Source organism: Streptomyces fuscichromogenes (assembly GCF_014645815.1).
GTDB classification, from domain to species: Bacteria; Actinomycetota; Actinomycetes; order Streptomycetales; family Streptomycetaceae; genus Streptomyces; species Streptomyces fuscichromogenes.
The window spans coordinates 136,323-158,965 of the sequence record NZ_BMML01000011.1 but is presented as its reverse complement, the minus strand read 5'-3'; the positions used below and the strand labels follow the sequence as shown (position 1 = coordinate 158,965).

Below are 22,643 nucleotides of genomic sequence, written 5' to 3'. Positions count from 1 at the left end.
GCACACTCCATGGACACCACCAGCAATGGCGCCGAGGGCGCGGTCGTGCCCGCGACCAAGGCCGCCGCGACCCGGGACCGGATACTCGCCGCCGCCGCACGGACACTGAGTCTCAAGGGCTACTCCGCGACCCGGCTCGCCGACATCGCCGAACTGGCCGGTCTGCGGCCGCCCGCCGTCTACTACTACTTCGCCTCGCGCGAGGAGCTCATCGCCGAGGTGATGGCGGTCGGCCAGTCGCGGCTGCGGGAGCACGTCGAGACAGTGCTGGCCGCCCTGCCCCACGACACTCCGCCCATGGACCGGATCTGTGCCGCCGTGGAGGCGCATCTGCGCGTCGAGCTGGATCTGTCGGACTTCGCCACGGCGGTCAGCCGCAACAGCGGCCAGTTGCCCGAGGACATCCGCGCCCGGCTTCGCGAGGACAGTGCCGCCTACTTCGAACTGTGGCGGGATCTGCTGGCGACTGCGAAGGCCGTCGGCGCCGTCAGGGCCGGCATCGACCTGAGGGTGGCACGCATGCTCGTCATGGGCGCCCTCAACTGGACACCGGAGTGGTGGAACCCGCGACAGGGCTCACTCACCGGCGTCATCCGCACCGCGCAGAGTCTGGTGCGGCACGGACTGGGCGCGCCCTGACCCAGGGCCCGCCGCCATCTCCCCTCACCCGCCACACTGGAGGACCGTCATGCCCGAGGCATACATCATCGACGCGGTACGCAGCCCGGTCGGCAAGCGCGGCGGCGGCTTCGCCGGGACGCATCCGGCCGACCTCGCCGCCCACGTCATCCGCTCCCTCGTCGGACGCCACGACTTCGACCCGGCCGCCGTCGACGACGTCGTTCTCGGCTGCCTCGACCAGATCGGATCGCAGGCCGGCGACATCGCCCGTACCAGCGCGCTCGCCGCCGGGCTGCCCGAGTCCGTGCCCGGTACGACCGTCGACCGGCAGTGCGGATCGTCCCAGCAGGCGGTCCACTTCGCGGCGCAGGCCGTCATGTCCGGAACCGCCGGAATCGTCGTGGCCGGCGGTGTGCAGAAGATGAGCCAGTTCCCGATCCTGTCCGCGTTCGGCGCCGGTGAGCCCTACGGGGCCACCGATCCGTGGACCGGCTGCAAGGGCTGGCAGGCACGCTACGGCGACCAGGAGATCTCACAGTTCCGCGGGGCGGAGATGATCGCGGAGAAGTGGGGTCTGGAGCGCCCGGTGATGGAGGAGTTCGCCCTGGAGAGCCACCGGCGGGCCCTGACCGCCCAGCGGGAAGGGCGTTTCGACGCGGAGATCGTGCCGTTCGAAGGAATCACGGCCGACGAGGGCCCACGTGCCGACACCACGCTCGAGAAGATGGCGGGGCTCGCAACGCTGACGCCCGGCGGGCGGCTGACCGCCGCGGTGTCCAGTCAGCTGTCCGACGCGTCCTCCGCCGTGCTGATCGCCTCCGAGGAGGCGGTGCGCACGCACGGGCTCTCGCCACGTGCGCGTATCCACCATCTGTCGGTGCGCGGCGCCGATCCGGTCATGATGCTGACCGCGCCCATCCCCGCCACCGAGCACGCTCTGAAGAAGGCCGGACTCACGATCGACGACATCGACCTCGTCGAGATCAACGAGGCCTTCGCCTCCGTGGTGCTGGCCTGGCAGGCCGACATCGGCGCCGACCCCGCCCGGGTGAACGTCAACGGCGGTGCCATCGCGCTCGGTCACCCCCTTGGCGCCACGGGAACCCGGCTGATGACCACCCTGCTCAACGAGTTGGAGCGCACCGGCGGCCGCTTCGGACTGCAGACCATGTGCGAGGGTGGCGGCATGGCCAACGTCACCATCATCGAACGCCTCTGACGCCCCCGCACAACCGACGGTACACAGGAGTGAACGCCCCGCCCGCTCCGGCTGATACCTCGCCGGACCAGTGCACATCGCCGGGATCGTCGAGCGCGGTCACGTCGCGTCCACCAGCGACCGCTCCCGCCCTCCAACGCGCTGATCCGGTGGAAACGCAAGCCCGGCAGGGACGTTCAGGTCCTGGATCACCGACCTGCCCGCGGACACCCCGCTCGCCGTCCTGGTCAGGTACGTGACGAGTCGGTGGTGCATCGGGACCGACCACCGCGAGACGGAACAGGCCCTCGGTCTGGGCGACTACGAGGGCCACCCCTCATCCCCCCGGAGACTTCCACCACCACGTGGCCCTCGTCTCAGCCCACATGTTCTGCGCGGAGCGTCACCTCGACCCAGAAGGCGGGGCCACGGCCTGAGTCTGAACAAGATCGTGGTCCTGTTCCAGACCGTGTTGATCGCCTCCCCGCGCCGCCGCCCCTCATGCCACCGCGAGGCCGACTGCCTCACCCGTCTTGATCGAGGACATGACCAAGCCGACATGACCAAGCCCTGACCGGGGGATCGACAGTGGCCGGGACAGCCGGCGCGCTGACGGCCCGCCTGCACAGCACCGGACCACAGACACCACCCTCGAAGCCCGTTTCCACTCGCGGATCAATGAGATCGTTTCATCTTAAACTCGCAGGTCGGGCCGCTGGTGTGGGTGGAGATTGACGCGCTCGTGCCGGTCCCGGACGTGATCATTAGCAGGTGATCGTCTGCCAGGGGCCGGTTCGCGCGTTCTGGGGCAGTCCGCGCGAGGCGTCTCGTAGGTTCAGCAACGGGAGGGAGGCGCATGGTGGACGTGCTGACATGGACGATCGAGCGGCGGATGCGACTGACCGAGCGGGCCGAGCTGCTGCGCAAGGAACTGGCGGAGATTGACGCCGAGCTGGGCCGGCTGGAGGCGGCCGAAGTGGTGTTCAGTCAGTGGGCCGAGGCGACCGACGGAGGGCGGCGGCCGTCGGGCATCGTGGAGCCGGAGCGTGTCGTGGCTGGGCCGGGTGCGGGCGGGATGCGGTTGGTGCCGGACCGTGTCGAGGGGATGGGGCTGGAGGCCCTGACCTCGGAGTATCAGCGGATCATGGAGATCGTGGCCGGGGCGGACGGTCCGGTGATGGCCAAGGACGTCGCGTTGGCACTGGGCCGGGAACCCACACCGGGCAAGGTCGAGCCGGTCCGCGGCCAGCTGCGCAAACTCGCCGACCGGGGCTGGCTGAAGCGGACCGGATCGGGGCGCTACCTGCCGCGCTGACCGCAGAGGGCAGCGGACCGGCCGGTTCCTGCCATAACGCGAGGGCCCCCGGCGGGAGTTGGTTCGCGTGTGAAGACTCACCGCCCCGTCGGGGGCACTCGCGATGCTGTCTGCCAGGTTCGGCTCGCGGTGTCGAAGCGGACCGTCGAACTCGTCGCCGGCCTGATACGCGGGCGGCGCAAGCAGCTCGGCACCCGCTGGCGCAAGGCCACCCCGGGGACCCAGGCGATCGTCGTGCTCGCCGTGCTCCGTCACGACCAGCGTCTGGCCGACATGGCCGGCGGCAACGACGTCTCCGCCTCCACCGTGCGCCGGTGGGTCCTGGAAGTCCTCGGCCTGCTCGCTGCCCGGGCCCCGCGTCTGGACCGCGCGCTGAAGAAGATCGCCCGTCGGGGCGGTGCGGTGGTCCTGCTGGACGGCACCCTCGTGCGCACCCGCCGCCGCACCGGAGCGGACAACCGCAAGAACTACAGCGGGAAACACAAGGCCCATGGCCTGCTCTTCCTCGCGCTGACCGACGAGAACGGAAACCTGATCTGGATCTCTTCCGCCCGTCCTGGCCGGGCCAGCGAGATCACCGCCGCCCGCCACGACCACATCACCAGGCATCTGCGCGAGGCCGGCCTCGGCGCCCTGGCCGACCTCGGCTTCGTCGGCCTCGACGACGCCCCCGGCAACGCTCCGGTCATCATCACCGGCCGCAAAGCAACCCGCTCCCGCCGCCTCACCGACGCCGAGAAGGAGACGAACCGGCTGGTCAGCCGTGAACGCGCCGCCGTCGAGCACGGCTTTGCGAACCTGAAGAGCTGGCGCATTCTGACCAAGGTCCGTATGAACGTCCATCACGCCACCACGCTGCTACGGGCCCTGCTCGTTCTGGCGAACTGCGAAGTCCAGCGGTGACAGACGATCACCCGACGGCGATCACTCCGCCTGCCAGCACGAGGACCGCATCACGGGCTCACGCCAGCACCACGACCTGCGAGTTCAAGATGAAACGATCTCAGTGAAACGAACAGGCGGATACCCGGGTCCTCACTCGGAACCCGCCCCGCAGCCATGACCAGAATTCACGCGGAGGATCGAGCTTCAGCTCAAGGGTTCACGACTGTCCTTCACGGCCACCACGCCGTCGCGAACACTGTCGTAAAGCGTTCCGTCCGGGCCGAGGGAGAGGATCATGCCGACGTCGTTGTAACTGCCGCCGGCGCCGACGCGCTTCTTCCATACCGTCTTGCCGGTACCGAAGTCGATGGCTTCGGTGTACCAGACGTAGGTCCCGCCGGCGGCCAGCCCGGGGTCCTGGGCCGAACCGTAGATGAGGCCGGTGGAGGCCGACAGTACGGGAACGCTCCTCATCTTGACCGAACGGACCAGCTGGCCTTCACCGCCATGGTCGTCGGGTCCACCCCGGTGATCGCGCTGTACATGGCGTCGGACATGTCCAGTTGGGCCGCCGTCAACCAGCCGTCCAGCAGCGGGAAGAGGAGGACGGGGCCACCGTCGCCAGCCGCGCTCCTGACCTGGGTGCCCGCGCCGTGTGGAGCGGGGCCGTCGTATGTCTTGGTGTTGCCGCTGTCCCCGGGGACGCCCGAGACCTGCGGGCGCATCACCGGCTTCGACGGAAGCGGCTGCGCCGTAGCCGGGCTGCCGACGAAGTCCGGTCCGGCGGACGGGTCCTGAGTGCTGGGGATGGGGGGCGGAACGGAGGCGGCCGGCGTCGCGAAAACACTCCCCGCCGTTGCCACGAGGCTCACGACGGCAGTGGCGAGGGCAGGGATCAACACCTCCTTCGCCCAGGACGACTACGCGCCTCCGCACTGCGCGCCGGCGCCTGCGGTTTCCTCCTCAAGGACGCCTCACCGGCCCTGCTGGTCGAAGCGGTGCACGCCGCCGCCCGTGGTGACGCGCTGATCTCACCGAAGGTCACGGCACGGCCAAGGTCGATGTCGGCACGGGCGCCTGGATGGTGCAGGCGCGCCCAGGTGAGTACCTGGCGACGGACTGCATCGACGTCGCCTCGAAGCCGCGCGCGACGAGCAGTTGACGTATCGCGGAAGCACTCGCACATCCGAATACTCTTCTCATTTCAAGAGAGCTTCCCTCTCAATCTTGGCAACTATCTTCTCTAAGCGACCCGCTCCTCGCTACAGTCCTTCACGGCACTCCCCCTCCGAAGCGGCACCACGAGAGGCCGGAAAGAGGCAACCATGCGTGCTGCGGTACTCCGCTCAGGCACTGTCGAGACGCGTGTGATCGGTGATCCGGTCCCCGGGCCGGGACAGTTGCTGGTGCGATCGCTCGCCTGTGGAATCTGCGCATCGGATCTCCATTTCATGGATCATCCGGAAGCCGGCGCCGAGGACGACAGCGGAATGTCGACGTACGACCAGGACGTCGACATCGTCATGGGCCACGAGTACTGCGCCGAAGTCGTCGGTTACGGCCCAGGTACCGAGCGCCGGATCCCGCTCGGCACAAGGGTGAGCTCGTTGCCGGTCCTGACCACGCCGGGCGGCCGGAAGATCATCGGTCAGAACCCCGAATCACCGGGCGGGTTCGGCGAGTACTTCCTGCTGACCGAGGCCGCCGCCCGGACGGTGGTCTCCGATCTGCCGAGCGAGGTGGTGTGCGTCGCCGACGCGATCGCGGTCGGCTGGTCGGCCGCGGCCCGCGCTCGGGTGACCACCAGGGAATCAGCGTTGGTGGTCGGCTGTGGCGCAATCGGCCTCTCAGTGATCGCCCACCTCAGACACCTCGGCCGTGGTCCCGTCATGGCGGTCGACTTCATGGCCTCGCGACGCGAAACAGCTCTGGCCATGGGGGCGGACATCGTCATCGATCCTGCCGAGGCCTCCCCTTACCAGGCATGGCGTGACCTGGCTCGCGCACCGGCCGAACCAGCGGCGGAGGGGGTGGGAGCGGCCGGTCTGCCCGGCTGCGTGGTGTTCGAGTGCGTCGGCGTCCCGGGGGTTCTCGACTCGATCATCAGGGGGTGCGAGCGCGGTACCCGCATCTTCTCGGTCGGCGGACCGCCGGAGGGCGAGCGTCTCCACACGCTCACCGCCAAGCGCAAAGGGCTCAACATCCAGTTTGGCGGCGGACCGTTGCCCGCCCACTGGGACGAGGCGTTCGAAGCCGTCTGTTCGGGCACCCTCGACGTCACGCCCATGCTCGGCCGGACCGTGGGACTCGACGACGTACCCGCCGCGCTCGACGCCGCACGCGACGCCGACGGTCCGGTCCGCATCGTCGTCGTCCCCGGTTGATACGCAATACATATCGAAGGGCTGGGTCCCCGTGAGCGAGACGGATGAACTCCGCGCCACTGTCGACATGCTGGCGTCGAGAGTTCGCGCGCTGGAAGACCACTTGGAGATCATGCAGCTCGTCGCCCAGTACGGGCCCGCTGTGGACAGCGGGTCCGGAGACGCCGCGGCCTCCCTGTGGACCGACGGCGGTACGTTCGACGCCGTGCCTCAACTCAGTATGCGAGGACGCGAGGACATCAGTGGCATGGTGCACGGCAGCGGTCACCAGAGCCTGATCAGCAACGGCTGCGGCCATGTCCTCACCGTGCCGCACATCACCGTGGCCGGAGACGAGGCAACCGGCCGCAGCTACGCGCTCAACATCCGCTGGGACGCCGAAGCCGACCGCTTCTGGGTGGCCCGGGTCTCGGCCAACACCTGGCGCTGGGTGCGCACTCCCGAGGGCTGGCGCATCCGTGAACGTGTCAACGCCAACCTCGACGGCACCGGCGAGCATCGCGCGATGCTGGCGCCTCCGGAGACCGGTACCCCCTCTCGCCCACCGGAGGGACGATGAGGATCGGATTCATCGGGCCGGGTCGCATGGGCCGACCGATGCTTGAGCGTCTGATGGCCGCAGGAAACCAGGTCACCGTCTTGGTACGCCGCCCGCAGGCCCAGGCGGCCGCCGAGGCGGCCGGCCTGTCCTGGGCAGGCACCATCGAAGCGACGGTGCGCGACGCGGACGTCGTGTTCATCGTCGTCCTGACCGACGAACAGGTGCGCTCCGTGTGTCTCGGACCGGACGGCGCGATCGAGGCCATGAAGTCGGCGGCAACCCTCGTCCAGCACACGACCTCGGATCCCGCGACCGCTCGGCTCCTCGCCGACGCGGCCGTACAGCGTGGGATCAAGGTTGTCGACGCTGCGCTGTCGGGCGGTCCGCATGATGTCGTCGCGGGCCGCCTCACCCTGTGGGTGGGCGCGGACGAAGCGGTCCTGGAGGAGGTCCGTCCACTACTTGAGACGTATGCGTCACCGATCCTGTCCGTGGGACCGGTCGGTAACGGCCAGCGCGTCAAACTCGTCAACAACGCGTTGTTCGTAGCCCAGTTGGGGCTGGTGATCGATGCCGTGCGCCTTGCGGACTCGCTGGGACTTGAGGAACAGCCCCTTCTGGCCGCAGTGCGGCACGGCAGCGGGACGAGTCGGGCGCTCGGCGTCGTCGCCGACGGTGACAGGGGGGTCCGGGGAATCGCGGATCGCCTCGGGGATCTCATGGGCAAGGACGTGACCGTGGTACGCGAAGTCGCCCGGAACGCCGGGGTCGACCTCGGAATCCTCGGAAAGGTGCTGTCCTCGGACGCGGTCGAGGAGACGGTGCTTCGCCGGGCACGGACCGCGCAGTGACAGGTTCCCCGCCCGCCGCGCGATCGGCCGCGTTCCGGATCCCCACCTCTGAAGTAAGACACACATGGACCGACTGGCAATAGAGCACCAGACCGTCTTCGGGCTCCCGCCCGTCGAGTTCGTACATCTGGCAGCCGACGTGGGCTGTCGGTACATAGCAATGGCGTTGTCCGGCACTCCGCACAACCCTCATGGATACCCGGCGTATTCGCTGCGCGACGACGCCGGGCTCCGGGCGCGGATGTCGGCGGCGATGCGCGAGCGCGGTGTCTCGATCTCACTCGGTGAAGGATTCGTCGTCCGGCCCGGCACCGACCTGCGCGACTCCGGTGCCGACCTCGACATCATGGCCCAGCTGGGCGTACCTCGAGTCAACACCGTGAGCCTGGACCCGGACCTCGGGCGCAGTCTCGACCAGTTCGGAGTGCTGGCGGAGATGGCCGCGCTGCGCGGAATGGAAACCACGGTCGAGTTCGCTCCGTCCCTGACGGTCAAGGACCTCGACGCCGCGGTGGCGGCCGTACGTCATGTGGCCCGCGAGGGCTTCCGCCTGCTCGTCGACGTCATGCACCTGGTCCGTTCGGGGCATTCCGCCGCGAACTTGGCAGCGCTCGATCCCACCCTCGTCGGATACGTGCAGCTCAGCGACAACACTGTTCGGCAACGCGGTTCGACCTACCGGGAGGACTCGGTGGACCGGATGGTGCCGGGCCGTGGTGAGTTTCCGCTGACGGAGATCCTCGCCGCGTTGCCCCGGAACGTCGTGATCGGTCTCGAAGTACCCATGCTCTCCAGGGCGGAGGCCGGGGAGTCGACGCATGAGCGAGTCCGGCAGTGCGTCCGGGCTGCCCGCGAACTCCTGGTAACCGCGGGCGTCGGCTGAACTCCCGGACGCCTCATCCCGAGACCCGACCGAGCCGCCCCGGGCTCACAACCACTTTCGAGGAGCACGACGTGACAACATCTTTCGAGGACGGATACGGACCATGGGCCGTCATCGCCGGAGGATCAGACGGGGTGGGTGCGGCCTTCGCGCACAAGATCGCTTCCAGGGGCCTCAACGTCGTGCTCGTGGCCCGACGCGTACCCGTGCTGGAAGCGTCCGCCGCCGGGATCCGCGACACCTACGGGGTCGAAGTACGAACGGTGGCGCTGGATCTCAGCGCACCGGATGCCATCTGGGAACTCGTGAAAGCGACTTCCGGTATCGAGGTCGGGCTCTTCGTGTTCAACGCCGGTGCCGACGACACCAGTTGTGCGTTCCTGGACAAGCCCGTCGATGCCCATCGTTCGCTGATGCAGCGCAACTGCACCGCGGTGATGGAGGCGGCCTACCACTTTGGTGCCCCCATGACGGCCCGTGGACACGGAGCAATGGTGCTCGTGACATCCGGCGCCGCCTGGGCGGGTGGTGCGGCACTGTCCGTGTACGGGGCGACGAAGGCCTTCGAACTCATCCTGGCCGAGAGCCTGTGGGCGGAGTGGCACGACAGCGGCGTGCACGTGCTGGGCCTGGTGCTCGGCCGGACCGATACCCCCTCACTGCGGCGGACGCTGGAGATCGGGAGCGATACGTCACCCGGCGAGCTCGCCGACCCGAACGATGTGGCGGAGACGGCGCTGGAGCACCTTGCCGACGGCCCTGTCTGGATCCACGGCAGTGCCAGTCCGACCGGCGGCTCCCCGCTCGGCTCGCTGAGCCGCCGCGACGCCGTGCTCCTCATGAGCCGGCCCAGGTCCGCGAGGACCGGTTGAATCGACGGGACGAAGAACGCATGTGAGAGGCCGTAGGCCGTACAGGACGCCGCCCGGCCCACCGTGCGGGACGTACGGGCCGGGGCGGCGCCACGCATACGCTGTCAGCCGCCCACTGAGGAGCCGACCGCGGCCTTGACGAGTGCGCGGGCGTCGGCGGGCCGAATGTATCCGAACGCCGTCGCACTACCGGCGCTCGCCGTCCAGCGGGAGACGAACTGCGCGTGTGTGGGGTACAGCTGCGTCAGTTTTGCCGCGCTGAAGGGCACGGTCGTGCCGAACAGGGTGCAGTAGAACGAACCCTCCTGTCCCAGGCCTGACAGGGTCGCCACCGGGGCGTCCACCACGGGTGTACGGATGCCGCCCTCGACGTTGCCGTTGGCGTCGAGCACGAACGCCGGAGTCGATCCGCTGGTGCTGATCCGCAACCTCGGCGCCGGTGCCGGCGCCAGGCCGGTCCTCACCCACGTGTTCAGGGCATGGACGGCCGCCTCCAGGACGTAGTGGGTCTGGCCCGCGTTGATCGGCGTGTCACAGCTGACTTCAGGGTGGGTGGGATCAGGTGTTGCCGGCGGGTTGAGCAAGGTGTCGAACGCCGCGACGTCCCCTTGCCCGTCACCGGTGTCCGTCGGGCCGACCGGCGTGATGTAGGTGTCCGCATGCGCGGTCCCCGCGACCTCCCACAGGCGGAAATGCGCGGAGTCGGGCTGACGCGCGGCCAGATAGCCGAGCATGAGCAGGTCGGTCTCGGTCTCGAAGGTGAGGACGGGCACGCCCAGGTCGGTACGGATGAGGAGACCGTCCGGGACCGGGACATCCGCCTGCGGGGACTGGGAGAGCGGTGCCGTCACGGGGGCGGCCCCGCCCCGGCTCTCGATCAGGATGCCGTCATAGACATTGACGAGGGGCTGGACAGCGTCGGCGTACGTGGTGAGCCGGAACGCCGACTGGGACTCGCCGATGGCCAGAACGGTGTGCGGCCTCAGCCCGTCCAGCACGGTCACGGCGGAGTCCCGCACCGCCTGGCCCGCCTGCGAGAAGATGTCGTACGAGTAACTGTCGCCCGGGTGCGAGAGAGCGGCGTAGCGGGTCGGGTCGATCGCCTTGGCAGCCGCGACGCCGGCCGCCTGGGCCGAGACTCCGACCCAGGCGTAACCCTCGCGGATCAGCTCGTTGTGCGTCTGGATCCAGGTCGTGGCAACGTCCACTCCCCCGGTGACATTGAGCCACTCGACGACCACGGTCCCGTTGAAGCGTGAGGGATCCTTCGGCCGGTTGACGACGACACGCGTGGTGTACGCGGACGTGGCGGCCGGGGCGACCGTCCATTTGCCGTCCGCAGTAAGGGGGTTGACGGGCTGGTAACTGGTGGCGTTGCCCGACAGGAAGTACTCCGACTGCTGGTAGCCCACCTGGCCCAGGTCGAACGCCGTTCCGTAGAGTTGTGGCGCGCCGAGGCCCCCGGTGACAGGCCCGGTGACGACCGGGTCGGCCGCCGAGGCCGCGGCGGACGTCCGGTCCGCTGCCCGGGCGATCGTCGTGGTGGCCAGGGCGGCGACGATCGCGGTCAGCAGGGCGATGAACCATGCCTTCGCTCTTGGCAGATGAGTGTGCGGTGAGCCGTGGTCTTGTCTGAGCATCGGGATGCCCTTCCTGGGTTGAGAAACTCGACAACCGGCACGGGCACCGAGAAGTGTGGCGAGCCTCGGATTCCCAGTGCCGTCCTGGACGTGGAGGCGGATGTGGCCGGGCACAGGTGCTGCCCGAAGGACCAATGACTGGCCAGCCGGTTCATCCGCGCATGGGGCACCACGATGCGGTGGGCCGGCCGGGTGACGTGTCGTGCGGATCACTGCCGTCGCCAGGTGGGGCGACGCAAAGTGAAAGCGAGGAAGGCCGCGGAGCTCCGCGCCGAGGTGCACGGTCACCACTGATACCCGGATCCGCTGGTGGGACCAGAGGCCGGCCGTCCCGGCCTGTACGCCGGCCGCTACCCGGCCGCTCTCCCGATGAAGTAGCTGCCGAGAAGGCTCGCGACCAGGAGCAGGACACAGAGGTCCGTGAGGCGGCCCAGCCAGGCTGGGGCGTGACGCACCTCCATGAACTCGCGGAAAATGATGCGCATCTTGGCGGCGGCGATCAGGACGGCGCCGATGGTGACCGCGACGCTCGGCCTCAACGCCCCTGCGCGATCAGCCGAATGGTCCATCGCCAGATAGCCGAGCGTCATCAGCGACAGGGCCAGCCAGGCGATCAGCAGCCTCTTCTTCACCAGAGTGTTCACGGTCACCTCACGACGTACAGCAACGAGAAGACGAGAACCCAGAGGAAGTCGACGGTGTGCCAGTAGACGGCACCCGTCTCCACCAGATTCTGGGAACGCCGTTCCGGACTCCGGAGTTGATGGACGACTACGCCCAGGACGACGAAGCCGATCAGCAGATGCAGGGCATGGATCCCGGTGAGGAAGAAGTAGTAGGAGAAGAACTCGTCACTGGCGAATCCGTATCCCAGCCGGATCTCCCTGACCCACTCGTAGATCTTCGAGCCGAGGAACACCACACCGAAGGACGCGGTGAGGAAGGCATTCGTCAGGGCGGACCGGTACGCACCGACGCGGGCTTCCTTGACGCATCTCGCCATGGACCAGGAACTCACGAGCAGCACAAGGGTGTTGAAGGTTCCAATACTCAGGCTCAGCTTCGCCTGGGATTGCAGGAAGGCTTCATGGTGTTGCATGCGGGCGAACATGTAGACGACGAAATAGGCAGTGAAGACGAGCGTCTCGAACAGCGCGAAGAACCACATGTCCGGTTGCCCTGGAACGAACGGGACGGCCTTTCCCGCCTCCGCCTCCTTCACGGATGAGGTCGTCATCGCGCGGCTCCCATCGTGGACGGACTATCCGGGCCCCTTTTCGCTTTGCCCGGCTTATCCGGCTTGTTGGGCTTGTTCGGCACAAGTTCCGGGAGCGGCCCGGTTCCGAAGTCCTCCCGCTGGATCATGTTCCTCAGCAGAGAGATGAAGGCCCCGGTGTACACACCGAACACGACCATGTCGATCCACCAGGCGATCAGCCCGTTCCAGGCGAAGACGCCACGGTGGAAGATCCACGCCGGTGACACGACGACCTCGGTGAGGGCGTTGCAGAGGTTGAGATAGCCGAACCACTTCGGGAACACGTTGTTCTTGTCGAGCAGGATCGCGGTCATCCACACCAGCGAGCCGACCAGGAACACGCCCATGGTTCCCACGTACGACAGGAACGCGAAGTCGTAGAGCCAGCTCATCAGCGCGGGGTCGCGGTCGGGACGCATGGCTCCGACGGTCAGCACGATGCACAGCAGCAGGCTGCCGGGGACCCCGGCCAGTGAGTACAGCACGAGATACGCGTAGCCGAAGCCGGGGTGCACGGACATGCGCCGCATGGAATAGGCGATCAGGGCGTTCTGCGCCACCGTCATGCCGGTGAGGACGAACATGACGCCGAAGCCGATGAGCAGGGCGTTGTGGTAGCCGTCGAACCATCGCACGACTCCATGGGCATCCAGCCAGGGCTTGGGCGGGGGCTGGGTGTGGGTCATGATGAAGAACACGACGGTGAACACGTTGTAGAAGGCGATGATCGTGAACCAAGCGCCCCACAGCTCTCGCTTGGGGTTGTGGCGCCAGTGCCAGGCGATCCTGCGCAGCGGCGAGCCCCCGGGCGATTCGAGCAGCGTCTCCGTCTCCGTTGCCGCCGCGCTCATGCGCCGGCTCCCGCCACTGCCTCGACCGCCTCGGATTCCTCGGCGGCCCGCTGCCGGTAGATGACCCGGCCGAGTTCCACACCCATGACGACGATCCAGACAGCGATGGCGGCGTTCTTCACCCAGAACGGCAGCAGTCCGTTCCAGGCCATGACCCCGTCCTTCATCGCCAGCCCGACAAAGGCCGCAGGTACCAGCGCAGCCGCGACGACCAGATTGAAATGCGCCACCCACGGCCTGAAGACGGGTTCTGGCTGACGGTCGAGGTAGATCGCGAGCGCGATGACCACGCTTTGCGCGATCAGGAAGGGGACCGCGGTGGTGAAGGTGACCCAGGCCAGGTCGTTCAACATCTGGGTCTGGTCCGGGGCCCGCTCCGGGCGGAAGGCGGCAATGAGCCAGAACAGGTTGGCGATCAGGAAGAGGGTGGGGCCACCCGCCGTGCAGCCGAGCATGCAGTAGGAAAGAACCGGTGTGCGGTGGGCCATCCTGCGGATCTGCATGACGATCAACGTCAGAGCCGGGATCATGCCCACACAAAACCAGTTGAAGAGAATCATGCTGCCGCGAATTCGGTCGAGGTTCGACGAATCGCGGTAGAAGGCGGCGACCTCATTCGACGACATCTCGGGTGACATCGGATGAATGAAGCCGGGAAACAGAAAGAACGCAGAGATCCAGATGAGTGCCAGCGCGGGCACAGTCCATAAAAGGATCAATTCACCGTCAGCGCGTTTCATCGTCTCGAATCCTCACAGGGATGTGCCGACAACGACCGTGACGCAACGAGATGTCGCGCCAGCCGCACGTATCACTCACACAGAGACCGCAAGGCCCGGATTGAGGGCGCGCAGAGCCGACCGCGAGCAGGTGGTAGCCGATCGGCTACCATCGAGCAAGAAGGTAGCCGATCGACTATGGGCTGGCAAGGCGTCGGGTATTCTCTGCACGTGAGTACCGTCGGCAGTACGCCCGCCACTCCTTCGAGGTCCGCTCCCTACACTCCAGCCCAGTCACGCATCATCGATGCCGCGTTGCGCCTGTTCACCAGGCACGGTGTCGGGGGGACGTCGCTACAAATGATCGCCGACGAACTCGGTGTCACGAAGGCTGCCGTCTACCACAAGTTCAGGGCCAAACAGGACATCGTCCTAGCCGTCGCAGAGGTCGAACTGGCACGGCTGGAGAAGGTCGTGGACGCCGCCGAGGCCGAGGAGTGCAGCCTGCAGGCGCGCGAGCTGCTCCTCACACGCGTGATCGATCTCGCCGTCGAGCGTCGCCACGTACTCAACACCATGCAGGCCGACCCGATCATGGTCAGGTTCCTGGCGGAGCACGAGCCGTTCCAGCGGCTGACGAAGCGGCTCTTCTTCGTCCTCATGGGCAAGGACGCGACCCTGGAGAAACGCGTGCCGGCGGCGATGATCTCGGGCGCCATCGGGGGTGCCGCCGCCCATCCGCTCGCGATGAGACTGGACGACGACACCCTGCGCTACCACCTCACGCACCTGGCCCACCGGCTGCTGCAATTCCCGGAGTGAGCGGACCCGCGCCGGTCCCGGCTGCGAGCCGAAGAACCAGCCCTGCATACAGCCCCGTTGGGGGCATGGCCTGGGGGCCGACGCCGTGTTCGACGCCGGCCCCCAGGCCCCTTCAGTACAGGTTCAGCACCTCATACGACGACTGTGCGAATCTGTCCTCCCGCCTCAAGAGCCCGAATGGCGTCGTTCACTTCGCGGAGCGGCACTCGGCGCGTGACCATCGACACGAGATCGAGTCGCCCTGTCTACGCCAGCTCCACGGTCAGCGGAATTCCCCGCCGGGCCCGGTGCCGCCCCCACGCGCGAGAGCCTCGGCTGGCCGAGCCGGCCGTAGGCGAACAGGGCTTGCCCGGCTTGGTGACGGGTGGCGAACGTGGTGCGATCGCTGAGTTCTGTTTCCAGTGATGCGAGGAAGCTCTCGGTCACAGCATGGTCAAAGCAAGATCCAACGTGGTCGGTGGAGGGCGGGATACCGGACCGGCGGCCGTCGCCGCAGCGACAGTGGTGACCAGGGCGCTGAGGGTGGCCGCCACAACGGCCGGAATGCACCTGCGCACATGTACACATCCGCCTGGTCGGCTCCGACGTCCAGGCGGCGGGCAGGGCCGGCGGGAGTATGACGAGTTGTCGTGCCGAGCCGAACATCACACGTTTCAGCGCTGAGCCGGGGCCGTTTGCGAGTTCACCGCCGGTACGGCCACCGGCTCGTCCGAAGGTCCCCGGTCCATGGTGAAGATGGGGCCCATGCCCGCGATTCCGGAGATGAGGGCGACGAAGCCCTTGCGCGGGGACTGGAAGACATCGGAGCCGGCGATGGCGGCGGCGCGTTCGTAGTAGTCCTCGCGGTCGCGCTGCTGGTCGTAGAAGAACAGGACGTAGTCGAGGATGCCTTCCGCGAAGTCCCGGCAGCCGGCCGAGTATCGACCGAACACCCGTTTCTCCTGGCCGGGATCGTCCAAGGAGATACAGATGGCCTGCGCCAGGGGAACGGCACAGAGCATGCCGAGGCAGACTCCACTGGACAGCAGTGGGTCGATGAAGCACGACGCATCACCGACCGACACCCAGCCGGGACCGTGGAACTCGTTGGCCATGTAGGACCAGTCCCGCGTCGTGCGGAAATCCGACGTGAGCGTGGCCGGTTCGACCAGCTCCTTCATGTACTTGGTCTGTCCGAGCTTGGTTTCGAAGAAGCCCGCGAGATCGGCACGTTCCAAACGGATGTCCTCCGTTGGAGCGACGTATCCGACGCTCAGCAGGGAATCTCCCAGCGGGATCCCCCAGAACCACCCGTTGTCGTCCCCGACCTTCTCCACGAGGATGTTGCTGCGTTGCTCTCCTTCGAGCCTTCGGCAGCCCTCGTAGTAGTTCCAGACGGCCAGGTTCCGCAGCTCCCCGTGCCATACGACGTCGCTGAAATGGCGTGCCAGCACGCGCGATTGCCCCGAGGCGTCCACCACGATGCGCGCCGATACCTCATCGCTCCGGCCGTCCTTGGAGTACCGGACGCCGGTCACCCGGTCACCCGAGACGACCGGTGCGCGCACGGTGGCACCCTGCTCGACCGTGACACCGAGTTCCGCGGCCCGGTCCAGCAGCATCCTGTCGAACTCGGCGCGCTTGACATGGTAGGAGTACTCGTAGGGGCCGCCCTCACGGAAAGCGATGTTCCACAGCCCGCGCTCTCGCCCCCACACCAGGCTGATGCCGTACTTGCGCTCGAAGCCCATCTCTTCCAGACGCTCTCGCAGCCCGAGTTGCTCCATCACGCTCAACATGCCCGTGATCATGGACTCTCCGATGTGGTAGCGCGGAAAGTGCTCGCGCTCCAGGACCAGTACCCGGTGTCCCTTCTGGGCCAGCAGTGCCGCCGTGGTGGATCCGGCGGGACCGCCACCGATCACCACTACGTCGTAGTCGGGTGCGGGGTTCTCGCTGTGCATGAATCGCCTCTCATCTGTCGGGTGTTGGGTGTCCGAGCGCTCGTCGGTGACTGCGGGCCCGCGTGTCACCAGGCGGACAGCGCGGTGCCCGGTGCGAGGTCGGGAGTTCCGTCGTACCCGTATTCGCGACGGAGCACCGACCGCGCCGCGAGGTATCCGCACATGCCGTGCACGCCCGGGCCCGGAGGAGTGGAGGAGGAGCACATATACACCCCGGGCAGCGGCGTCCGGTACGGGTCGAAACGGGGAACCGGGCGGGCAAGCGACTGATACAGGGTCATGGCGCCCGAACCGATGTCTCCGCCCACGTAGTTGGGGTTGTACCTCTCGTACTCGGCGGCCGGCATGCCGTGCGCTGCGACGATGGTGTCGCCGAAGCCCGGCGCGTAACGTTCGATGCTTCGCCGGATGAGGTCGACGGGGTCACGTGTGTCCCCGTTGGGGACGTGCGCATACGCCCACAAAGGACGTTTGCCTCCCCTGATACGGCTGGTGTCCACGGAGGCCGGGTCGACGACCAGGACGAAGGGCTCGTCGGAGGGAACGCCGCGTGCGGTGAGCGTTTCCTGGCGGAACAACCTCGCCTGATCGCCGCCCAGATGTACGGTCCCAGCTCGGGCCGTCTCCGGATTGATCCAGGGAACCGGCTCGCAGAGCAGGAAGTCGGCCTTCGCGGCGCCGGGTCCGTAGCGGAAGCAAGCGAGCTGCCGAGCGTAGCTGCGGGGAAGCGACTCCGCCGCGATGGAAAGGAAGCCTCGGGGACTGACGTCGAGCAACACCACCCGATGGCCGCGGAGTTCGGTGAGCGAACGGATCTCGACACCCGTGTGAATGCGCCCTCCGTTGACGGCGATCTCGGCCGCCATGGCGTCAGCGATGCGAGCGCTCCCACCGCGCGGGACACCCCAGCCGGTGACATGCGCCAGATGTCCCAGGAGCATGGCGACGGCCGCTGCCCCCAGGCTCGGTAGCCGGCCGACCGCGTGTGCTGCCACGCCCGTCAGCAGCGCGCGGCCTTCGTCCGTCGTGAAGCGCGCGGTCGCCGTGAGGCGGTTTCCGTGCGCGAGGGCACGTACCAGGAGCAGCAGGGCCGCCCGCATGTCCGGCGGAACGCCGCGCTGTCCGGACAACAGAAGGTCGACGACATGGCTGCTCCGGGCCATCAAAGGCGCCATGAGGCGGTGCCAACGGGGCCCGTCGGCACCGAGCCTCTCGCAGGTGGCGTCGAGGTCCCGGAAGGCGAGCGCGGCCCGGCCGTCCTCGAAGGGGTGGGCGTAAGGAATCTCCGGCTGAAGGAGTTCGACTCCGCGGGACGCCAGGTCGAACTCCCGGAAGAAGCGCGAGGCGGCGGCCAGCGGATGGACGGCGGAGCACAGGTCATGTCCGATCTCGCTGTCGAACAAGGGCTGCGTGCGCAATCCCCCGCCCACCGTGTCGGCGGCTTCGTACATGTCCACGGTCAGGCCCGCCCGGCCCATGGTCACGGCGGCGGCCAGGCCGTTGGGGCCGGTGCCGACCACGGCTACGTCACCGCGACTCACGACGCCGCCTCCAGCGGGACCTGGCTGAGCTGCTGGGTGACCAGCCGTCGGTAGAGCACGTCTGCCGCCATGAGTTCGGCATGAGTACCGCTGGCCCGTACCCGGCCGCTGTCGAGCACGACGATGTGGTCGGCCGCCATCACGGTGGACATGCGGTGTGCGATGGCGACCACCGCCCGGTCCTCGGCGATGGAGGTGATGGTGTCGAGGAGGTGCGCTTCCGCATCGCTGTCCAGATGGGCGGTGGCCTCGTCGAGCAGAACGACCCTGGGGTCCTGAAGCAGCGTGCGGGCGATGGCCAGTCGTTGCTGCTGTCCTCCGGACAGGCCGGCCCCCCGCTCACCGAGCCGGGTGTGCAGTCCGTCGGGCAGGGCGGCGACGACCTCGGCGAGGTCGGCGAGGCCGACCGCGCGGGCGACGGCGGTGTCGTCCGCGGCGGGGTTGGCGTAGGTCAGGTTGTCCCGGATCGTGCCTCGCAACAACGCGTTGTGCTGCTCGACGTATCCGACGAGTGACCGTATCTGATCCAGTGGCATGTCCCTGGTGTCGGCGCCGCAGATCCGAATCGTGCCCTCCTGGGGCCGGTAGAAGCGCTCGATGAGTTGGAACGTCGTGGTCTTGCCCGCGCCGGACGGTCCCACGATCGCTGTCAGCCCACGCTCGGGCACCTCGAACGAGACATCATCGAGGGCCGGTTCGCCTTCCTCTCCACGGTGGCCGAAACTCACGCACTCGAATGACACGGCAGGCCCCGGACGGGTGGGGGCGGGCCGCGGCGCCTGCGGTTCCTCCTGCTCGATCGCGGCGAGTTCGTCGACACGGTCCATCGCGGCACGCCCTTGCTGGAACTGGCCTATGGACAGAAAGAGCAGGGCCAGGGGTGCCACCAGATAGAACAGATACATGACGAAGGCGGTGAGGTCCGCTATGGGCAGAGCTCCGGTGGCGACCCGTGCCACGCCCCAGCCCACCACCGCGGCGAGCGATATCTGGGTACCGACGTTGATGGCGGGCGTGAGCATGGCCGCGACGGCACTCACCCGGATTCCGGAGCGTCGAGCCGTGTCCGCGGCCGCGCCCACCGCTTCCGTCTCCCGCTGCTCGGCCCGCGACGCCTTGACCGTGCTCAACGCGCCCATGATCCGTTGGACGCCGGAGCCGAACGCACTGGTATCGGCACGGTTCTGTACGGCGGCCCGCCTCACCTGGCGGGCCAGCAGCAGCGAGACGGCGCTGGCGGCGCCGAGGCAGCCCACGGTCAGCAGCAACAGCGGCCAGTCGAGCCAGGCCATGACCGCCAGACCGCCGGCGACGGTGAACACCGACGTGGCGATTTGCGCGACCGACTGCGTGAGCGAGATACGGGCCACAGAGGTGTCGGTGACCACGCGCGTGAAGACATCACCGTGATCGAGGCGGCTGAACGACGCCATGTCCGATCGGAGGATGCGCGACGTGAGAGCAGCGCGCATGCCGAAGACAATGTTCTCACCCGCCCGTCCGATCATGTACGCGTGTGACGCCGAGAGGCCGGCGTCGGCGCAGAAAAGGGCCATGATGGCCACCAGGGGCCACACCAGTGAACGGTGACCGGAGACAGCCGTAATGAGTTCCCCGATGAGCAGCGGCTGCGCGAGCGATGCCGCAGACCCCAGCAGACCGAGGCATATTCCAACAGCCAGCAGGCCGAGATGCTGTCTGACGATTTCACGCACAGCCACAACAATTCACCCCTAACGGAACTTCTGAAAAGCCACGAAAATAATGACCAGGATAACGAGGACGGCAATACCGAAGATGACGCCCTGGGTCGTCATACTCCACCCCTCTTCAGTGGATTGCATACAGTTTCACGTACGAAAGATCCCATGGGTACATACGGGGAGATGAACAGGGTTTTCGGCTCCTCTGTCGTGTCATATCCAGCACCCCGCACAAGCGTGAACTGAAACCCCTTCACACCGCTGGCCCGGTCTGCCTCGACATGGGTTCCTATATAAGCGAGCAGTGCGCGATAGGCCGGAACATTCACGACGAATTCGAATCCCTTGTCGACATGGCGCAGGATCTCACTGCACACGTCGAAGACGGCCTTCTCCTGACGCCGAGTGGGGAACCACACGATCTGCGTGAACCTCCGCCCCGTGATGGCTTCTAGTTCTCGCCATGGAGATGTCGAACTGTCCTGCCCCAGTGTTCGGTACAGCAGGTGGTAGTCGTACATGGCCGGCGTCGGTGCGAAGAATCGCCAGTTCGGCAGGAGTGACAGGGTGTCCTTGCGCTGGAGCCGGTTGAAAGCCGAACTGGGATGCTGGTTGGCGACCGTGCACACCAGCATGAGTGCGCCCGCTATGCGAGCGGCGCTCCCTGGTCCTGTCAGAAGTCTCCTGGCGCGCGGAAAGTCCCTCATCGCGCTCCCCCGTCAAGTGACGGGATGCTCCGGCCGCCAGGAGCAGGCGGGCCGGAACGGTGCTCGCCGTCGCCGGTCTCATCGAGGAAGCGGACGATGCGAGAGGCCACCTGGAGGCCATGCCGAGCCTCGACGATCAGGCCCTCGTGGTTCGCGTCCTCCACCGACAACTCGGCCCACCGCCCTGCGCCTTCATGCGCACGGGCAAGCTCACGGTGCAACAGGAGCTGCTCGGGATCACGGTCGGTGGTCTGCTGCGCAGAGATCACCAGCGCATGTGCGTCGATGCGCTGCAAGTCACCGTCGAAGGCCCGGAACTCCCGCTCCACAGCCGCCCATTCGCGCCGTGCGGCAGCCCAGGTGCCAGGGCTGCAGTACTGGGCGAACGCCCGGGACCGATAGCTCTCCGGCAGACTCTCAAGCCAATCGGGGCGATTCATCAGCACGCCGGCGCCCAACCGCAGCGACCACGTCATCATGGTCAGCGATTCGCGCAGCAGGCGTGCGGACTCGCTCTGTTGCTCGGAGCGGTTCAGCTCGGCGGGGTGCGCGGAGTCGAGATAGACCACCCCGTGCACACGGGCACCCAGTCGCATCGCTGCCAGTCGGCACAGCTCGCCTCCCAGGGAATGACCGACCAGGACCACCTTGCGCCCGCCGTCGATCGCGGAATCAATCACATCGTTCAGATCATCGACCGACTCGTTCAACCGGTACGACTCGGCACTTCGACGGACGCTTCCCGCGTATCCCGCACGGGCATAGGTGAGAACGCCGTAGCCGGACTGGCGGGCGATGGTTTCGCTGATCCACGCGAAGTGCTCGGACGTCGTTCCCAGACCATGACAGAAGACCAGAACGGGCTTGTCCCGGTCGCCGGCGGACATCAACTCGTACTGCAGGACGTTTCCGTGACGAGTCGTCGTCCAGCGCGAGGTGGGCCAGCCCTCGCCAGCGTGCATTCGGCGCTGGACCGCGACCGCTCCGGCGACCACGGCCGCGGCCCCGGCGGTTCCGAGTGCGACCGTCAGGGCACGGTCGTCGCGGTCCGCCACGGCGGGGTGGGTCCTGGACACAGCCGTGTACGCAACAGCAGGGTGCATCGCGACGAAGGACGAGACGAAACGCCCCAGCCCCATGACGAAGCCGTTGGTGGTGTGGAACGCGGCCGCGCACGCGAGAACAGGCCGGGCAAGCGCTCCCCCGCCGAGGTAGGCGACCGGGAAGAAGCACTCCAGCGCGAGCACTCCATGCGCCACGAGACGCCCCGCACGCGGGTATCGCTCAGCCAACCTGAAAGATGGCTCATGGCCGTAGGTCCTCGTCCGCAACACTCCGCCCAGAGCGGTGGCATCACGCCAATGGGGACCCATCAACTTGACCCAACCGGACACGAGGTAGGACAGGTTCGACTGCAGGGCCACGTACCACAGTGCCGCGTCCTGGGTTGGCGGACGTCCCGAGAGCCGGGCCAGACCGTTGGCGGTCTGCACGAGAACGGAAACCTGATCCGACCCGTCGGTCCCATAGCGGTGGCGCGGATAGAGGAGAGCGGTACTGGTACCCAGGAACACGCTGCCCGCGCCTCGCCAGCGGCTGTTGCCGGGCAGCAGCATGCCCGCGCTCACCACGGCTCGCGCCAGGTGTAACGCCGTGGTCGTCCGCTCGCCGCTGACGGCATCGAGCAGTCGCCGCGTCAGCGGTGTGGAAGCCGCCTGGACGCCCTTGATGACGGCCCAGTCGTTCAGCCCGCCCGTGCGGATCTGGTGCCGCTGGGTGAGATACTCAAGTGACGATGCCAGGGTGGTGGCGGCCGACAGGCGCTCGCTCGCCGCGATGGCACCGTCGCGGGTCACGGGCCTCGGCTTGAACAGGGCTGCCGCGAATCTTCGGGACAGGTTCATGGGAC

At 67.5% G+C, this 22,643-nt stretch carries 22 protein-coding genes and 1 pseudogene; 11 read left to right on the top strand and 12 right to left on the bottom strand.

Annotated elements, in window-relative coordinates; translation table 11 throughout:
• Nucleotides 1-9 precede the first annotated feature (9 nt).
• The 4 genes from IEZ11_RS24650 to IEZ11_RS24635 all read left to right on the top strand — a co-directional run bounded on the left by IEZ11_RS24650 (nt 10) and on the right by IEZ11_RS24635 (nt 4,037).
• Complete coding sequence (locus IEZ11_RS24650; protein ID WP_189265033.1) at nt 10-639, top strand: TetR/AcrR family transcriptional regulator; 630 nt, start codon at nt 10-12, stop codon at nt 637-639.
• A 49-nt stretch (nt 640-688) separates the two neighbouring features.
• Entirely contained in the window at nt 689-1,840 is a 1,152-nt protein-coding gene (locus IEZ11_RS24645) for an acetyl-CoA C-acetyltransferase (RefSeq protein WP_189265032.1), read from the top strand.
• Between the two features lie 835 nt (nt 1,841-2,675).
• Nucleotides 2,676-3,134, top strand: a complete 459-nt coding sequence (locus tag IEZ11_RS24640; protein ID WP_189265031.1) for a hypothetical protein — start codon at nt 2,676-2,678, stop codon at nt 3,132-3,134.
• 129 nt (nt 3,135-3,263) lie between these two features.
• Nucleotides 3,264-4,037: a transposase family protein gene (locus IEZ11_RS24635; protein WP_229713328.1), complete on the top strand. Its 774-nt coding sequence runs from the start codon at nt 3,264-3,266 to the stop codon at nt 4,035-4,037.
• A gap of 186 nt (nt 4,038-4,223) precedes the next feature.
• On the opposite strand, the gene IEZ11_RS24630 is transcribed toward IEZ11_RS24635, so the two are convergent.
• Nucleotides 4,224-4,493, bottom strand: coding sequence for a hypothetical protein (locus IEZ11_RS24630; protein WP_189265029.1), 270 nt, complete (start codon nt 4,491-4,493; stop codon nt 4,224-4,226).
• Complete coding sequence (locus IEZ11_RS24625) at nt 4,490-4,891, bottom strand: hypothetical protein (protein ID WP_189265028.1); 402 nt, start codon at nt 4,889-4,891, stop codon at nt 4,490-4,492. Before IEZ11_RS24625 ends, IEZ11_RS24630 begins: the two co-directional genes overlap by 4 nt.
• 28 nt (nt 4,892-4,919) lie before the next feature.
• On the opposite strand from IEZ11_RS24625, the pseudogene IEZ11_RS51045 reads away from it, so the two are divergent.
• From IEZ11_RS51045 to IEZ11_RS24600, 6 genes and pseudogenes are all read left to right on the top strand, one after another.
• A pseudogene (locus tag IEZ11_RS51045) lies at nt 4,920-5,071 on the top strand (DNA-binding response regulator); the annotation flags it as partial.
• 273 nt (nt 5,072-5,344) lie between these two features.
• On the top strand, nt 5,345-6,403 hold the full coding sequence (locus tag IEZ11_RS24620) for a zinc-binding dehydrogenase (protein ID WP_189265027.1): 1,059 nt from the start codon (nt 5,345-5,347) through the stop codon (nt 6,401-6,403).
• Between the two features lie 31 nt (nt 6,404-6,434).
• Entirely contained in the window at nt 6,435-6,962 is a 528-nt protein-coding gene (locus tag IEZ11_RS24615; protein ID WP_189265026.1) for a nuclear transport factor 2 family protein, read from the top strand.
• Nucleotides 6,959-7,795 (top strand): NAD(P)-dependent oxidoreductase, encoded by an 837-nt coding sequence (locus tag IEZ11_RS24610; RefSeq protein ID WP_189265025.1) that lies wholly within the window; start codon nt 6,959-6,961, stop codon nt 7,793-7,795. The genes IEZ11_RS24615 and IEZ11_RS24610 overlap by 4 nt, the downstream gene beginning before the upstream one ends.
• Nucleotides 7,796-7,859: 64 nt before the next feature.
• Nucleotides 7,860-8,678, top strand: coding sequence for a sugar phosphate isomerase/epimerase family protein (locus IEZ11_RS24605; protein WP_189265024.1), 819 nt, complete (start codon nt 7,860-7,862; stop codon nt 8,676-8,678).
• A 71-nt stretch (nt 8,679-8,749) separates the two neighbouring features.
• On the top strand, nt 8,750-9,550 hold the full coding sequence (locus IEZ11_RS24600; RefSeq protein WP_189265023.1) for an SDR family NAD(P)-dependent oxidoreductase: 801 nt from the start codon (nt 8,750-8,752) through the stop codon (nt 9,548-9,550).
• A gap of 104 nt (nt 9,551-9,654) precedes the next feature.
• Here the strand turns inward: IEZ11_RS24600 and IEZ11_RS24595 are convergent, their stop codons facing one another.
• From IEZ11_RS24595 to IEZ11_RS24575, 5 genes are all read right to left on the bottom strand, one after another.
• Complete coding sequence (locus IEZ11_RS24595) at nt 9,655-11,190, bottom strand: alpha/beta hydrolase domain-containing protein (RefSeq protein ID WP_229713325.1); 1,536 nt, start codon at nt 11,188-11,190, stop codon at nt 9,655-9,657.
• Between the two features lie 350 nt (nt 11,191-11,540).
• The gene (locus IEZ11_RS24590) at nt 11,541-11,834 is read right to left on the bottom strand and encodes a cytochrome C oxidase subunit IV family protein (protein ID WP_229713324.1); all 294 of its coding nucleotides are present in this window, start codon (nt 11,832-11,834) and stop codon (nt 11,541-11,543) included.
• A 2-nt stretch (nt 11,835-11,836) separates the two neighbouring features.
• Nucleotides 11,837-12,427 carry a cytochrome c oxidase subunit 3 gene (locus IEZ11_RS24585; RefSeq protein WP_189265022.1) on the bottom strand — a complete coding sequence of 197 codons (591 nt, stop codon included), beginning with the start codon at nt 12,425-12,427 and terminating at the stop codon, nt 11,837-11,839.
• Nucleotides 12,424-13,299 (bottom strand): hypothetical protein, encoded by an 876-nt coding sequence (locus IEZ11_RS24580; RefSeq protein ID WP_229713323.1) that lies wholly within the window; start codon nt 13,297-13,299, stop codon nt 12,424-12,426. The genes IEZ11_RS24585 and IEZ11_RS24580 overlap by 4 nt, the downstream gene beginning before the upstream one ends.
• Nucleotides 13,296-14,039, bottom strand: a complete 744-nt coding sequence (locus IEZ11_RS24575; protein ID WP_189265021.1) for a hypothetical protein — start codon at nt 14,037-14,039, stop codon at nt 13,296-13,298. The genes IEZ11_RS24580 and IEZ11_RS24575 overlap by 4 nt, the downstream gene beginning before the upstream one ends.
• Before the next feature lie 177 nt (nt 14,040-14,216).
• Here IEZ11_RS24575 and IEZ11_RS24570 point away from each other — a divergent pair, with 177 nt between their 5' ends.
• A complete protein-coding gene (locus IEZ11_RS24570; RefSeq protein WP_189265020.1) occupies nt 14,217-14,840 on the top strand; it encodes a TetR/AcrR family transcriptional regulator in 624 nt (207 codons plus the stop codon).
• Nucleotides 14,841-15,493: 653 nt separating this feature from the next.
• Here the strand turns inward: IEZ11_RS24570 and IEZ11_RS24565 are convergent.
• The 5 genes from IEZ11_RS24565 to IEZ11_RS24545 all read right to left on the bottom strand — a co-directional run bounded on the left by IEZ11_RS24565 (nt 15,494) and on the right by IEZ11_RS24545 (nt 22,638).
• Complete coding sequence (locus IEZ11_RS24565; protein WP_189265019.1) at nt 15,494-16,783, bottom strand: NAD(P)/FAD-dependent oxidoreductase; 1,290 nt, start codon at nt 16,781-16,783, stop codon at nt 15,494-15,496.
• A 65-nt stretch (nt 16,784-16,848) separates the two neighbouring features.
• Nucleotides 16,849-18,324 carry a phytoene desaturase family protein gene (locus IEZ11_RS24560; protein WP_189265018.1) on the bottom strand — a complete coding sequence of 492 codons (1,476 nt, stop codon included), beginning with the start codon at nt 18,322-18,324 and terminating at the stop codon, nt 16,849-16,851.
• Nucleotides 18,321-20,039, bottom strand: a complete 1,719-nt coding sequence (locus tag IEZ11_RS24555; protein ID WP_229713321.1) for an ABC transporter ATP-binding protein — start codon at nt 20,037-20,039, stop codon at nt 18,321-18,323. Before IEZ11_RS24555 ends, IEZ11_RS24560 begins: the two co-directional genes overlap by 4 nt.
• A 98-nt stretch (nt 20,040-20,137) precedes the next feature.
• The gene (locus IEZ11_RS24550; RefSeq protein WP_229713320.1) at nt 20,138-20,662 is read right to left on the bottom strand and encodes a hypothetical protein; all 525 of its coding nucleotides are present in this window, start codon (nt 20,660-20,662) and stop codon (nt 20,138-20,140) included.
• Nucleotides 20,663-20,730: 68 nt separating this feature from the next.
• Entirely contained in the window at nt 20,731-22,638 is a 1,908-nt protein-coding gene (locus IEZ11_RS24545; protein WP_189265015.1) for an alpha/beta fold hydrolase, read from the bottom strand.
• Nucleotides 22,639-22,643: the final 5 nt, after the last annotated feature.